The sequence below is a fragment of the Belliella filtrata genome, assembly GCF_022549775.1.
Taxonomy (GTDB): domain Bacteria; phylum Bacteroidota; class Bacteroidia; order Cytophagales; family Cyclobacteriaceae; genus Belliella; species Belliella filtrata.
Map to the genome: position 1 here is coordinate 138,477 of NZ_JAKZGP010000003.1, position 15,264 is coordinate 153,740.

A 15,264-nucleotide genomic window follows, 5' to 3' on the forward strand; every position below is an offset into this window, starting at 1 on the left:
TATGATTGATCTTTCTCTAGTTTCTATAGTTTGCACTGTTTTCAATCAAGAAGAATACGTAAAGGCAGCACTCGACTCGGTGGTCAATCAAGGGTATGAGAATTTTGAATTGATCATACTTGACAATGGAAGTCAAGATGGCTCAGTTGCTGTTATTAAAAGTTGGCTGGAGCAACATCAATCTTACAGAATCACTTTTATCTCATTAGATTCTACCATTGGTTATTGTAAAGCTTTCAATATAGGACTGGAAAGGTGCAAAGGAGCATATGTTATTGACCTTTCTGGAGATGATTTAATTTGTGAAGGGCATTTGGAAAAAAGTATTCAACTTTTGCAAGGAAGGAGTGGTGTTGGATTTAGTTTTTCAAATTTGACTTTGTTTGATGATGCTGGGAAACTTTATCCATATTATAGTCTTGAAGAAATGAAGAAGATGAAATTGTCTGTTGAGCAAGGTGATTTGTATACAGCTGTAATAGCTGGCAACCCCATTTCGGCTTCGACAGCGGTATTTGATTTGGAAATACTTAAGGGGATAGGTGGGTATGATGAGTCTCTCTCCTATGAGGATTTTGATGTACTAGTAAGGTTGACCAGATCACATAAGGCGCTGTTTTCTGATCATATTGGTATACAAAAGCGCATCCATACTAATTCGTATTCACAACGACAGTACATGCCAAGATACTCCAAAATGTTGCCTTCTACCGTCAAGGTTTGTCAAAAAATTAAAGCACTCAACCAAACAGGGGCTGAAGATGAAGCATTGATCAGAAGGGTTTCATATGAGCTGAAGCATGCTTTTATGTCAGCTAATTTTGAAGCCGCAGCTGATCTATTGAGCTTGTTGCAATCTTTGTCTCCAAATAGTTTACTGGCCAAAGTAATGCCTCATGCCATTGGTTATAGGATAGATGTGTCATTTTTTTACCCTACGATAACCTCAATTAGGTCTTGGGTGTCAAAGTACTTTTGAGCTACACGCTGTACATCCTCAGCTGTGAATTCTCTAATATAGGCTAGTTTTTTAGCATAAAAGTCCATATCTAATCCTGCGTGATGCACAGTCTTGAACTTATTGATTAATTCAAATGGACTACTAAATGTAGAAAGGAAATTGCCAATCATGTAGTTTCTTACTAACTCAATCTCTTCTTCAGGAACCAAGTTGGTTTTTAACAAATCGATCTCTTTGTATATCTCCTCTATCACTTCATGGATATAAGCTTTTTGTACATCAGCCATGATCACCCAGTAATCCGCTTGCTTCAAAGATCCTATGGTGCTGTAAATCCCATAAGTATGTCCTTTGTCTTCACGTATGTTCTTTATCAATCTTGAACCAAAATACCCGCCCAATATTGTGTTGAAAATGGTGATAGGGAAATAATCTGGATGTGTTTTAGCAAGCAAATGGAAGCCTATTCTTAAAGAAGATTGAACAGCCTCTTCTCTCAATTCATATTGTCTTTCTTGAGGCTTATTTTCAAAATTTAGTATTTCTTTTTCTGTAAAAGTCACATTTAATTTCCCCAAGGTTTCTGTAATCAATTCAAGCTCAAAAGCACCGAGGTTTCCTGTTAGAAATATTTCTGGATTAACCAGAAGAGACTCTTTGTAGTATTGAATAAGGTCTTGCCTTTGTACATCAGCTACATCAGATTCATCGGCAATCTGGCCATAAGGATGGTCGGCACCAAAAAGCTGTTGTCTAAATTGCTGACTTGCACTTACAGATGTCTTTTCTTTCTGAATGCTTATGTTAAGTGCTTTTTGAGATTTTCTTTTGGCTAATTCTTTTTCGGGAAAAATGGCATCAGTAAGCAATGAGCTAAAGATTGGGAGAACTTTAGAGAAATGCTTCTTGGTAGTGAGTAATGAAATGCTATTGTGCTCGAAACCAGAAGAAACATCTACCTCACTTGCGAAGAAATCAAAAAAGTCATCGATTTCACTTGCGGTCATTCCACGAGTCCCCTCCATGATCATGTGAAGAGTGAAAAATGAGGTTAACTTTTTGTCGCTACTTGAATGAGCAAGCTGGGCATCTGTGCAGATTTCTAATCTACATGCATCTATTTCAGGAGTTGGTATAAAATACAAATGGACTCCGTTTGCCAGAGTCCTTTTGATTGGTGAAGGAAGATTGATGTCCTGTGGTATCTGAAAGTCAGGAGATTTACTTCTGTCTAATATCATCTGTTGAATATGTTGTAAGCTAGTGAAAATCTTAAAGTTTCTGCAAGTGGATGATTTTGCTCCATAGGTACTAGATAGGAGAAGTCGAAGCCTAGCATCTTATAGTTGAATCCTACGCCCATGGTAAAATACCTTCTTCCGCCTTTGTTGATGTTTTCATGGAAATAACCTGTCCTCAAAGCTAATTTTTCATCATATAGGTATTCCATGCCAAATGAAATCATGAATTCTTGTAACTCTTCGCTAAATCCTCCTGGAGCATCAGCAAATGAGCCAAACATTCCAGCAATAAGTGGTCTATTGGGATCCTTACCTTCTAGGATCTCAAGATCACCATTAGGATCAGTATACAGCGTACCATCTTCATTCCTTCTATATATCGGAGGTGTAGGGACCATTAGCTTATTGAAGTCCAAAGCAAAAGTCAAAGAATTGTATTGATCAAAAATAACTTTGTAAGATGTTCCTATTCTAAAATTCGTAGGAATGTAATCTAAATCTTCTGAACTATTGTAAGTAAGCTTCGGTCCAATGTTCGATATCACAGCTCCCCAGGACCAGACGCCTTCTCTATTGCCAAAGAATACATCTTTGGTATAATACAAGCCTACATCTGTTCCTACTGATATCCCTGGTCTACTTTCAGAACCAGTTGAAGAGGAGATGTTTCCTGATAAGTTGGAATGAATAAATCTTGCGGAAATACCCAAGCCCAGATTTTCTGAAAGTCTTCTCGAGTACGTACCACCAATAGCAATATCCCTGGGAGTAAATTCTCCCAACTCTTCCCCTCTCTCATTGGTCAGTTGGATGTCACCCATATTGAAATACCTCAGGTCAAAACCGAAGGCAGAGTTTTCATCAATTTTTTTATAACCTGTCAGATAGCTGACAGACATATCATTGACCAATCTTCCTAGCCAAGGTGAGTAGGAGAGGGAGAATCCCATGTCATTTTCAACGAAAGCCAATTTTCCAGCATTCCAATGTGCAGAATTAGCATCAGGTGAAGTGGCTACACCAGCATCGCCCATTGCTGAATGCCTGCTGTCTGGTGCAAAATTCAAGAAAGGAACTGCTGTGGTGATAACTCTACGATTTGGGTCTTGACCGGCTATGATCGTAGAATTTTGTGCCAAGACATTCGCCGAGGACAAGCATACCATTGATAAAAAAAATGGCTTGAATAATTGGCTTATCGATATTTTCATTTAATCAATATTTTTCCGCTAACTGTATCAGAAGATTGATCTGATTCTGATACTAGCTCTATTTCGTAAATATAAGTTCCTTTTATGGGATAATTTGTTTTGGAATGGAAAAAAATCCATTCAAGATCATTGATCTGGTGATCAGCCTCAAGATAACGCTTGCTTGTTTCATATATTTTGCTGCCAGTCACACTATAAACTTTAAGATTGATGGTTATGTTTTTACCTGTTTGATTATGCCTAAACCTAAATTTACTGTAGTCTGAGGCAGGGTTAGGGTAATTGGAGATTTCTAGGACTTTTGCCTCTAAGCTTCCTTGAATCATGATCTCTTTTTCACTTACTCCAAAGTTGCCAACATTGTCCCAAGCTTCTAGCCGTATAAGATTCCTACCTTCTTTGAGACCAGTTACTTCTGTTTCAATTACACCCTTTTCAAAGGAATTTTCAAGTGATAGGTAATTATGATTTAGTATAATAGGATCTTGGTCATTTATATACATTGAGATATCTTGTCCAAGGTTATTACTTGACACGTTTACCCCACTTTGATCGAAGAAAGAGGCTTGCATCTTGATGTTTGATGAGGTCATCGTGAGCAAACTTTCTCCATATTTATAACCAAATTTCAAGTCGATTTCGGGACCGATTGTGTCAGCTTCAGTGGTTTGTGAGCCACCGATTAGTACTTGATCTGCTCCCATAGCTTCTGAGCCATCTTGTAATGTTGCAAATACAACCATCTTGCCATTGCCTATGGTGTAGTCTATGTTTTTTGGGATGAAAATTGAGGCTTCAAAATCCCCGCCAATTATTTCTCCTGTACCTTTAAACAATACATGTCCTTCATCAGAGAAATCGGTAGGACTACTTTCATCGCCTAAAGTCCTTCGGGTAATTGGCTTATCTGTAAGTGTAATTTGATATGCTCCTGATTGCAAAACTTTTGCTCCTGTAATAGGGTCTATAACTATCCCAGTCAAATTAACTTGTTGCATAGCTTTCAGTGTATCTATTTGCATGTCAAATTGGATATCATAGTATTGAGTAACTTGACTTTCTAGTTCGGGCGTTGCTAGCTTTAGCGTTGGGTCTCCAAGAAGGGAAAAGTTGCGATTGAAAGGGCCATTGAGGCTATTATTTTTAGTTCTTTTGAAAATCTCCCCTAAAGTAAGCGGTTGGCCATTTGATTTTTCAAACACAGCTTCAATAAAGGCTTTGTTGAGCGTAAAGTTGACACTGGAAAAAACAGGTCTTCCTGTGGTAAGCAAACCAATTGCACCTTTTCGAACTGCAAAAAGCATTTCTTCAGCTCCTGATCGAATAAACGGACTATCATGTTTTCCAAACTCACATGTAGCAGTTACTATCAAGGGAAGCAAATTGTTTTCAGGCCAATTTCTAAAGTCGGTGATTTGGAATACTTGTTCAGCGGTCAAGGTACTCTCATTACCATGCCCAATATAGTTCAATAGCAAAGTGCCTTGTTCGATGGCTTCTCTTAAGGCTTCTCTGGCTTGAGGTGAGGTTTGTCTTCCGCCACTTCTTACTTGTTCGAATCTGTCTAGGTATATTTTCTCAATTTGATATGCTGGATAATTTGTTTGAATATAAGAAGCATGGCTCTCTGCATCATTGAGGTGGATGTTGCTGTCTCCGTCATCTGCAAACATGGTGATTTTCCTTTTCCATTCTCCCTCATGTTCTATTTGTAATTCATAATTGATAATTTTGGAGACTGCCTCTCTAGCCTCACCGCTGTTGATCGCAGGTATTCGTCCCACACCGATTAGTAGGTTTTGATCTCCATCTGTGGATTCTTCCCACTCACCATCTCCCCAGTCCAAAAAACCAAAGAAGTCGTCAGACGAATAGGTGGCTAAGGGGTTGAGGCTGTTTCTTGAGCTGTAAGAAGGAACTAAGTTAGGTCGAGGGCTTTGATATTTGTTTTTGTGGTCAATAGTACTTTTCCCTAAAAAGAGGACGTGCTCAAGTCTGTTTGCTTGATGATATTGGTAAGCAAGATAGTTTCTTATCGCAGTAACATCATAAGTGCCATAAGAGAAATTATCAAATATGTCTTGAAGTTCTATTACTTTGGTTTGGATGCCCATTGTTCTTTTGTGAGCAGCGAGCCGGTAAGCTTCATGGGTGAGCGAAGGGTGACAAATTATCACAAAACTAGGTTTATCATCCCCTTTTCGGAGAGATAAATTTACTGGCAAAAAATGAGTTAAGCTTGGAGTTTGAGCTGAAGAAAAGATTACAGCTTTTTCACCTCTCTGAATGGTAACAGGAGAATCTGCTGAGCTGATGCTATGAGAATTCCTGATTCTCCAAAGTTGTAGATTTGGATTTGCTCGAATTGATATGGGGTTAGATCCAGAATGGAAATACAAACCTTCCTCTAGCTGATTGCTGTCAAAAGGGACTTCAGCCGTCAATGAGTTGATATACAATGCGCCATTAGGATCTCCAGTTTGGTAGCTGATTACTATATTCAAGAGGTTAGATCCTGATGAATTGAGCTGATAAGCAAACATACCCTCTCGGCCTTTTATTCCATAAGTGCTATTTGGTATAGGGGCTATGGTTTGTGGGTCTTGCTCCTCTCCGTTGATTGATTTTCGAATATTATTTTCTTGAAGGGATTGTGCCATCAAGTCAATTTTAATATTAACAGGATTTACATGTTCAGAAGGTATGGGGATAGATTTATTGTAAGTTTGACCAGAGAAGATAGGCTGACTATACCAGTTTCTTCCAGAAGTCAAAAGGTTGGTTTGCTCCTCTTTTACGGAGATAAGTTGCTGGATCATTCCATAGGGAGCCTGACTTTGAGAAGGTTCATTGTTAATCTGGCGTGGAGTATTCGACCTTCCGATAAGGTAGTATGCAGTATCAGCATAAAGGTGATGTTGGTACTTCCAGCTATTTTCACCAGCTAAAAAAGTATATGTATGAGGACTCTCAACATAGAAGAATAGCTCGTTATTTATTGCTTTTACAGGGATTTCCCTAAGATTGAGATCAGCGCTGTCTAATTTTTGAGGCAACATGCCTGCATTTCCGAAAATACTAACTTGATTCAAGTTGTCAAAACCAAGGCTATTGAGTTGACTTTGAGCGATTTTGTAAACACCAGATTTTGTAATTGGGAATTTATAATAATTGTCTTGTGCTTTTGAAGAGCAAATAGTTGAAGAAAAAATCAAAAAGCTTATCATGCCTAGCAAAGCATACTTTCTTAAATGAAGACGGTTTTTGAAAGCTGATGGTAGAAAGTTCCTTTTGGAAAGGAGTTGAATCTCCGCATTGGATTCTTTAAGAATCAATCTAACTGTAAAATTGCAGAAATTCATTTTTTATCAAGTGAAGCGCGTGAGATGTGCTAACTCTTTTTGTTTTTTACAATAGCACCTTCCAAAATAGAAAGGCCAATGTAAGAAATTATCAATAATGGCACACCTGCCAAGCCAAGCACGGAAATGCAAATCAAGGCTATAAATATAGTCAAGTATCTGAAAACATTGTTTGAAACTGTAAAGTCTTTGAATTTCAGGGCAATCAAGGGGATCTCTGCAACGAGTAACAGTGACATGATAATACTTATAGCCACTAAGCTTATGGGGTTGATAAGCCATGCTAATGTCTTAGGAAAGCTATCATACAAAAATGGCAGTGTGCTTATCAGTAAAGCATTTGCAGGAGTAGGTACTCCAATGAATCGATCACTTTGCCTTGTGTCTACATTGAATTTGGCTAACCTTAGCGCTGAAAAAACTCCAATTACCAAAGCAAAGTAAGAAAAGGTAGGTGTAGGATCCACACTGCTGATCCATTGAAAAATGATAAAAGCAGGTAGAACTCCAAAAGTAACTAGGTCGGCTAATGAATCAAGCTGTTTGCCGATTTCACTATGAACCTTTAATATTCGCGCTAAAAATCCATCTAGAAAATCAAATATGGCAGCCAATATGATGAAATATGCTCCATAATGAATATTTCCATCTAATACAAAATGAATACCTGTCATGCCCGAAAGCAAATTCAGGCAAGTGATGAAGTTTGGGATATGTTTTTTGATCATCAAAATCTTGCTCTTTTGCCAACAAATGGATTGTGCTCTTTTTCAAAACCGATACTTGTCTCTTCCCCATGCCCTGGGTAGACAACCAAGTCATCAGGCAAAGTGAAAAGCGATGATTTTATATATTTTATCAAATCATCATGATTGCTTCCAGGAAGGTCAGTGCGTCCAATGCTACCTTGGAAAAGGGTATCACCTGCAATACAAATTTTGCTAGGTTCGTGATAAAAAACCAAGTGTCCGGGAGCATGTCCTGGGATAAATTTGATTTTCAATTGGGTATTTCCAAAATCGATGGTGTTGTTTTCATCGATGAAGTGATCAGGTGCTGTTTCTTCAAAAGCTGGAAAGCCGTAGTTAGATGCGTATGCTATCACAGACTTCAGTACTGGCACCTCATTTTGATGAATCAAAAGTGGTACATTAAATTTTCTTTTGATGAAAGCATTTCCTAGAACATGATCAATATGGCAATGCGTATTGATGAGGTATTTGACGGTCAATCCCTCATTTTCGATGAATGTCAAAAGCGTGTTTTGCTCTTCTTTTTCATAGCACCCTGGGTCAAAAATCACAGCTTCTTTGGTTTCATCAAAGAGGATATAGGTATTTTCCATGAAAGGATTAAAAGTAAAACAGCGAAGTTGTAACATAAAGTAGAATGATTTTGAATTATCTGTCAAAATAACAAAGAAAGAATTTATTTTTGGGCATGGAAGTAGATTTTTTACTCATTGGTCAAGGGATAGCAGGCACAGTGCTATCGTATAGGCTTATCAAATCTGGCTATAAGGTCATGGTATTGGATCAGCCTGAACTTAATCAAAGTAGCAGAATTGCTGCTGGTCTGTACAATCCAGTAACTGGACGCAAAATGGTAAAGACATGGAATGCAGACTTGTTGTTTCCCGAGATTGAATCACTTTACAAGGAGATGGAGCAAGTATTGAATACAAAGTTTTTACATTCATGTGGGATATATCGACCATTTTTAAGTGTTGAGGAGCAGAATGAGTGGATGGGAAATAGTGGAGACGAAAAATTTGAAAAATATATCAACGAAATAGCTACCATTTCGAGACACAAAGAATTGGTTGATGAATTTGGAGGCGTGCTCTTGAACCATTCTGGCTATTTGGATGTCAACACCATGCTTGATGCATATAATTCGTATTTATTGGATCGAAATGCCGTGAGGCTGGAAGCATTCGATGAGCAATATTTAGAATTGGAGGAAAACCAAGTCAACTATAAAGACATAAGGGCTAATAGTATCGTATATTGTAATGGGTTGGGAAGTATGAAAAGTGATTTCTTTGCGTTTTTACCATTTGCACCAGTTAAAGGAGAAATATTGGATATTAATCAACCATTTCAGCCCAAAGAAGTTATCAATCGAGGAGTATTCAGGATCACATTACCTCAAGGACTCCTTCGAGTAGGGTCCACTTACTCATGGCATGATTTGGATGAAGGTCCAACAGCGCGAGCAAAAAACGAAATATTAGAAAGGTTAGACAACCTGATGAAAATCAAAGAGAAGGAAGTTGTGAATCATAAAGTTGGGATTAGACCAGCAACTAAGGATAGAAGACCATTTTTGGGAAAACATCCAAAGCATGAAAGCGTTTATATTTTCAATGGTTTTGGAGCTAAGGGTGTGTCGCTGATACCATATTATAGTAAAATGATGGTCGATTTATTAATTAATAAGAATGAACCTCATTCAGATGTAAACATAAGTCGTTTTTTTAAGTATATTTAGAATCTAAGCGAAAATTGACTAATGAAGCAGATCTTACGCTACTTTATCTTATTTGTCGGGTTGATATTATTTTCCAATTCAGCCAATGCCCAATTTGACCAAGAGAGATTTGGTAAAAATAGAGTGCAACACAATAATATCGATTGGTACTACTTTAGTTCCAATAATTTTGAAGTCTATTATTATGATGGAGGTGTAGCAAATGCGCGCATGGCTATTGATTATTTGGAAAATGAATTTGACAGGTTGACGCAGTTGATAGGCTATGTAGCTTATACCAAGCCGAAAATTTTTATCTATAATTCACCAGAAGAAATTTTACAAAGCAACTTGAACCTCAACAAGGATGAATACACCGTTGATGGTCAAACATTTTTCAGCAGATTACTAGGAGAAGTTGCATACCCTGGCACTTGGGAGCAGTTCAAAAATGATCTTCTGTATACTACTTCCAAGGTGATCATTGAAGAAATGCTCTATGGAGCGACTATAGCAGATGCTTTTCAATCTAATTTGATCAATAGCTTCCCTTCTTGGTATGTGGATGGAATAGCCATGTATATAGGTTATGGCTGGAGTATGGAAATGGATGATTATATCAGGCATTATTTCAAAAAAGATAGAAAAAATAGAATTCATAGAATAAAGGAAGGTGAATCTGCACTTGTAGGTCAGTCTATTTGGAATTACATTACAGAGAAATATGGGAGGAGATATGTTTCAAGTATATTGAACCTAAGTAGAATAAGTAGAAATGAAGAGACGAGTATAGCAAATACTTTAGGGGTCAACTATAAAGCATTTGAAGAAGATTGGAAAAAATACTATGAGCAAACCAATGAGTCTGTACGAGGAACATTCAAAGACTTTAATGAGTCAAACGTAATCACTAGAACAAGATTCAATCATGTTGGAGCTATCAATGATATCAAGTTCAGCCCTGATGGGAAGCACCTTGCTTATGTAGTCAATAATGGTGGAAAATTTCAAGTAAGAGTACAAGAAGTCGCCAATAAGAGGGAAAGGATAATTTTGTCAGGTGGAAGTAGATCAGATCATCAACCTGTAAATTTAACAAGCCCTGTAATTGCATGGAGAGATACCTTAAACTTGACAATAGCAACTTTCAGAAGAGGTACAACAACTTTGATCCAGCGCGCCATTGATGGTTCCAATCAAGATAAGATTTACCTGAGAAATATTACACAAATCAAAAGTATAGACTACAATTCCACCGGACGTAACATGGTTGTATCTGCTTTGACAAACGGCAAGACAGACATCTATACTTTGAATGTGCGTGGAGTAGGTAAGAGGCTGACCAATGATGCATTTGATAATTTGGATCCAGTATTCTTGAATGATTCTACAATCATTTTCACATCTAATAAAACCACATTGCCGGATTCGGTGATCAATGTAAGGTATCCTGATGTCAGAGAACTCCCCGACTATTTTAATCTGCACAGAATTGACATTACAGATTCATCTGAGGTGATTACAAAATTGACAAATTCAAACTATAGGAACCTGAGGCCTTCCGTGATGAATGCAAACTTCATCCTACACTTAAGTGATCAAAGTGGGATAATGAACCTGATGAGATCAAGTGCCAATGGTTCTATCTCTAGTCAAATGTCAGCTTTCAACAGAAGCCTTGAAGCTTTTGATTATAACTCCAGGCTAAATAGGGTCGCCTATTCTTATCGTGATGGTAATCAAAGTGTGTTGATCGTAGAGCCATTTTCTAATTCCGACCAGTTTACTCCAAGTACTCCGAGGGTTCAACTGCAGCAGGCAAAGCTTCTAAACGAAAGGATAGCAACAAGAAGAATAGAACAACAAGAGTCTAGGTCTTCAGCAGAAGTTAATGAGCAAGTGATTGAAAACTTAAAACCAGAAGAGACAAAAATTGACACAGCTTTGAATATCAGGTTGGAGGATCTGATGGTAGGTGGACGTACGACTAATCCACCTAGACCAAGACAAGGCATGACTGGAGTGCAAGATACGACCACTAGAGTGCCTGTGCTTCAAGACACGATTCCACCAGTTACCAATCAAACAGGCAGTATCAATACTGAAAGGCTAAGGTTTGAAACAAAGGGTGGAATAGATACTGATAATTATACATTTGATACTATTCCTTCTATAGAGCAACTCACGGAAAGGCCAAGTCCAGTGGCATCAAGAAATTCTTTGTTGGAGAATTTTAGAAGACAATCTATGCAAAAGCGAGTGGTAGGGCCAGCAAAGATGAACCCGCAGTTTATTACTACTAGCTTGAAAACGACGTTTGTTGTAGATCCACTCAGAGGATTTGGTATTAACCTAAATGGACAGATGTCTGATCTTCTAGATAATCATCGTGTGGAAGGAGGAATTATGACAACACTTGACTTTAGATCTGGAAGCGATATCTTTTTTGACTATCAATATCTAAAGCAAAGAGTTGATCTTAGGGCAAGGTTTGATAGAAGGGCAATCCAAGTAGCTGATGGAGATTTGACTTTTCAGAGGTATGTATTAACCAAGTCGGAATTAGGGTTTTCTTATCCTTTCTCGGTGCATAGCAGAGTGATGTTGGCACCATTTGTAGCAAAAACTCAATATTTCAATCTAAACCCTGACTCATTGTTAAGAGCAGTTATCCCTGAGCAAAACAGGTTTGATGTAAACTATGCAGGAGCTAGGTTTGAATTTGTGGTGGATAAAACAGAGCAGTTGGGCTTGTATATGCAGCAAGGCTTGAAAGGAAAGATTGGAGCTGTCCATTATCAAGGGCTAAATGAAAGTGAAAGATCATTTACAAATGCGTATTTAGATCTGCGGAATTATCAAAAAATCCACAAAAATATAACTTTGGCGACAAGGTTGTATGGAGGGACATTTTTCGGTAAGAACCCTCAGACTTATCTAGTAGGAGGAATGGATAATTGGCTTTTCAACCAATTCTATAGACCACCTGCAAATAGACCTGAGGCTTCTCCGGTGAGAAACTCAGGAGGGGTAGAGAATTCTAACATTTTATTTGCTGAATTTGTAGATTTAAGAGGATACAATTATGACGAAATCAGAGGAAGAAATGTAATTACATTCACCTCTGAGCTTCGTATTCCTTTATTTTCTTATCTCTCAAGAGGGAATATTACATCAAACTTTATCAAGAATTTCCAACTAGTGGCTTTCTATGATGTTGGTACTGCTTGGAATGAATCACCACCATGGGAGCGTATCAATGATCAAAATACCGAAGTCATTAACTCGGAAGGTTCTCCATTTATCATCACGATAAATAATTTCAACAACCCTTGGTTACAAAGCTACGGTGCTGGTTTGCGAACCGTTTTGCTCAATTATTACGTTAAATTTGATTTGGCCAGACCTGTGAGAAATTTTCAGACAGACGACCTTAAATTTTATGTAACCTTAGGTTACAATTTCTAAACCAATTGATTAAAAAATAAATATGCTAAAATCAATGACAGGCTATGGATTGGCCGGTTTTGAAGATGATACATTTGTGATAAGTGTTGAAGTCAAAACACTCAATTCAAAATTTCTGGATCTTTCGATAAGAAGTCCAAGACAATTTTCTGACAAGGAATTTGAAATCAGAAATCTTGTAAGTGCTAAACTTGAAAGAGGTAAAGTGAATTTGTCCATTGATTTTTCAAGAAAGTCTTCAGAGGACTTGCCTGTAGGATTCAATGAGCCTCTTTTTGCTTCTTATTTTCAGAAGTATTTGGGATTAGCAGATTTGGTAGGAGCGGATAAGGCAGATTTGTTCAAGCTTGCTGTACAATCCCCAAATGTGATGATTCAGAACCTGGAAAAGACTTCTGTTACAGAGGATTGGGAAATAGTGAAGAAGGTAGTGGAGGAAGCATTAGATAATTGTGATGCATTCAGAAAAGATGAGGGACAAGTCTTAGCGCAAAAGTTCAAAGAAAATCTATCGATAATCAGAACTGGATTAGAAAGTATCAAAGAAGAAGATCCAATTCGTAAAGACAGGATTAGGAAGCGTATCAAAAACAATTTCAAAGAGTGGTTAGAGGAAAATAGCTTTGATGAAAATAGATTTGAGCAAGAGCTTATTTACTATTTCGAAAAATTAGATATTACAGAAGAGATAGTTCGACTTGCAACCCACTTGGATTACTTTGAGAAAAATTTAAAGGAACTTCAAAGTCAAGGGAAAAAGTTAGGTTTTATCAGTCAAGAAATAGGAAGAGAAATCAATACCATTGGTTCAAAAGCAAATGATGCATCAATTCAAAAGCATGTCATTGTTATGAAAGATGAACTTGAGAAGATTAAAGAACAGGCTCTGAACATTCTGTAATTTGATTAGCTCCTCAAAGTTGGATTCAATAAACTTTATGCTTGAAAAAAATGATGAGTTTGTGCTAAAAAAAGTGTTTGTAACTAAAAAAGGGGCTTAAGCCCCTTTTTTAGTTTTATGATTAACCAAGTTTAAACTTGATCGGTAATCTCATTCTTACCCTTACTGGTCTACCTCTTTGTTTTCCAGGTTCCCATTTCGGTGCGTTCTGAACTACTCTCATAGCTTCCTCGTTACAACCTCCGCCAATTCCTCTCAGTACTTCAACGTCTTGAATTGTACCATCGGTGTTGACAACGAAAACTACGTATACTGTACCTTCTATACCCATTCTTCTTGCTTGAGTTGGGTACTTAAGATTCTTTCTCAAGTATTCGTTCCAACCTTCATATCCCCCTGGAGGCATTGGTACGTTTTCTACCACATCAAAGATTTCATCAGCTTTTTCCACTACAGGTGCATCAGCTATTACAATTTCTTTGATAACAGTCTCTTCTTTTACGTCCACATCAAAATCCACTTCGATTTTTTCTTCAATCTCCACTTCATCTGGAACCTCCTGAATGATTGGTTGCTCAACTGGTGGTGGTGGCGGTGGTGGTTGCTCTGTAATCGGAATATCCAGCAATTCTTCAAAGTCATCTGGAACTTGTCCTAAATCTTTCAGCGCAAGTGCATCATAAGACTTGTGCTCAAAAGCAAGTAGAACTAATCCCACGCTGACAAGAAGACCCAAGTTCAGGAACATCCCTGACCTTTTGGTTAAATCCGCTTTTGGCGTCTTCTTAGCTTCCATGGTTGTTTACTTTATAAAGGTTATTAATTTATTTCCTTTTGGAGAGAACAATTCTAGTTAATTATTTTTACTTATACAAGTTTGTTATCGTACTTATATAAAATATAAAAACAAATTATTCCAACGGCTCCTCCAGCGATATTTGCGGCAATGTCCATAAAGTCAAATGTCCTCATAGGAACCATACCCTGCAAATACTCTACTAATATAGCAATAAAAATTCCAAAAACTAAATAAATAGTGAAAAATGTTTTAATATTTTTCTTCTTTGGAATTCTCATCCACAGGAACAATAGAACAAAAAATAGTCCAAAGTGGGCTATTTTGTCAATGTGTGGTATATTAGGAGCCTTTGGGAGTTCATCTCCTGGTTTAAGCATCAAGAATAATAATATCCCTAACCAGCTTAATCCAAGAAGTAATTTATTATGCTTTTTTAGAAAATTAAGCACCAACTAGTGCGGCATAATCATCAGCTGATAAAAGGTCTGAAGGAAGATCTCCGGAGAACTTCACCTTGATCATCCATCCAGCTCCATAAGGGTCTTCATTGACTACTTCGGGAGCTGATTCTAGCTCTTCGTTGAATTCGATGATTTCACCTTCCAGAGGCATAAATAGATCTGATACAGTCTTTACTGCTTCTACTGTCCCGAATACCTCACCAGTGGCGATGGTCTCTCCGACAGTTTCTACTTCCACATAAACGATGTCACCCAGTTCTCTTTGAGCAAACTCAGTAATTCCAATGGTAGCTACATCACCATCTACTTTTACCCATTCGTGATCATTTGTGTACTTGAGGTCTTTAGGAAAATTCATAGTTTGTTTTTTATAAGGTGCCCAAAAATA

General features: G+C 37.6%; 12 protein-coding genes. 4 read left to right on the plus strand and 8 right to left on the minus strand.

What is annotated here, in order from left to right; genetic code table 11:
• The first annotated feature begins 1 nt into the window (after position 1).
• On the plus strand, positions 2-979 hold the full coding sequence (locus tag MM239_RS02770) for a glycosyltransferase (RefSeq protein WP_241346416.1): 978 nt from the start codon (positions 2-4) through the stop codon (positions 977-979).
• On the opposite strand, the gene MM239_RS02775 is transcribed toward MM239_RS02770, so the two are convergent.
• From MM239_RS02775 to MM239_RS02795, 5 genes are read right to left on the minus strand one after another with little or no spacing between them, the layout of a single operon-like run.
• The gene (locus MM239_RS02775; protein WP_241346417.1) at positions 931-2,202 is read right to left on the minus strand and encodes a M16 family metallopeptidase; all 1,272 of its coding nucleotides are present in this window, start codon (positions 2,200-2,202) and stop codon (positions 931-933) included. The two genes, MM239_RS02770 and MM239_RS02775, sit on opposite strands and share 49 nt — an antisense overlap.
• Positions 2,199-3,413: a type IX secretion system outer membrane channel protein PorV gene (gene porV, locus MM239_RS02780; protein ID WP_241346418.1), complete on the minus strand. Its 1,215-nt coding sequence runs from the start codon at positions 3,411-3,413 to the stop codon at positions 2,199-2,201. Before porV ends, MM239_RS02775 begins: the two co-directional genes overlap by 4 nt.
• On the minus strand, positions 3,410-6,775 hold the full coding sequence (gene porU / locus MM239_RS02785; protein ID WP_241346419.1) for a type IX secretion system sortase PorU: 3,366 nt from the start codon (positions 6,773-6,775) through the stop codon (positions 3,410-3,412). The genes porV and porU overlap by 4 nt, the downstream gene beginning before the upstream one ends.
• A gap of 29 nt (positions 6,776-6,804) precedes the next feature.
• Positions 6,805-7,506, minus strand: a complete 702-nt coding sequence (pssA, locus tag MM239_RS02790; protein WP_241346420.1) for a CDP-diacylglycerol--serine O-phosphatidyltransferase — start codon at positions 7,504-7,506, stop codon at positions 6,805-6,807.
• Positions 7,503-8,156, minus strand: coding sequence for an MBL fold metallo-hydrolase (locus tag MM239_RS02795; RefSeq protein WP_241346421.1), 654 nt, complete (start codon positions 8,154-8,156; stop codon positions 7,503-7,505). Before MM239_RS02795 ends, pssA begins: the two co-directional genes overlap by 4 nt.
• A gap of 59 nt (positions 8,157-8,215) precedes the next feature.
• On the opposite strand from MM239_RS02795, the gene MM239_RS02800 reads away from it, so the two are divergent.
• Genes MM239_RS02800 through MM239_RS02810 form a run of 3 tightly spaced genes read left to right on the plus strand, consistent with a single transcriptional unit; the run spans position 8,216 to position 13,616 of the window.
• Positions 8,216-9,268 (plus strand): NAD(P)/FAD-dependent oxidoreductase, encoded by a 1,053-nt coding sequence (locus tag MM239_RS02800; protein WP_241346422.1) that lies wholly within the window; start codon positions 8,216-8,218, stop codon positions 9,266-9,268.
• A gap of 21 nt (positions 9,269-9,289) precedes the next feature.
• Positions 9,290-12,715 (plus strand): biopolymer transporter Tol, encoded by a 3,426-nt coding sequence (locus MM239_RS02805; RefSeq protein WP_241346424.1) that lies wholly within the window; start codon positions 9,290-9,292, stop codon positions 12,713-12,715.
• Positions 12,716-12,737: 22 nt separating this feature from the next.
• Positions 12,738-13,616: a YicC/YloC family endoribonuclease gene (locus MM239_RS02810; protein WP_241346425.1), complete on the plus strand. Its 879-nt coding sequence runs from the start codon at positions 12,738-12,740 to the stop codon at positions 13,614-13,616.
• A gap of 121 nt (positions 13,617-13,737) precedes the next feature.
• On the opposite strand, the gene MM239_RS02815 is transcribed toward MM239_RS02810, so the two are convergent.
• The 3 genes from MM239_RS02815 to gcvH form a co-directional block, all read right to left on the minus strand.
• Positions 13,738-14,412: an energy transducer TonB gene (locus tag MM239_RS02815; protein WP_241346427.1), complete on the minus strand. Its 675-nt coding sequence runs from the start codon at positions 14,410-14,412 to the stop codon at positions 13,738-13,740.
• A 71-nt stretch (positions 14,413-14,483) separates the two neighbouring features.
• On the minus strand, positions 14,484-14,864 hold the full coding sequence (locus tag MM239_RS02820) for a VanZ family protein (protein WP_241346429.1): 381 nt from the start codon (positions 14,862-14,864) through the stop codon (positions 14,484-14,486).
• Positions 14,857-15,234, minus strand: a complete 378-nt coding sequence (gene gcvH, locus MM239_RS02825; RefSeq protein WP_241346431.1) for a glycine cleavage system protein GcvH — start codon at positions 15,232-15,234, stop codon at positions 14,857-14,859. Before gcvH ends, MM239_RS02820 begins: the two co-directional genes overlap by 8 nt.
• Between the last annotated feature and the right edge of the window lie 30 nt (positions 15,235-15,264).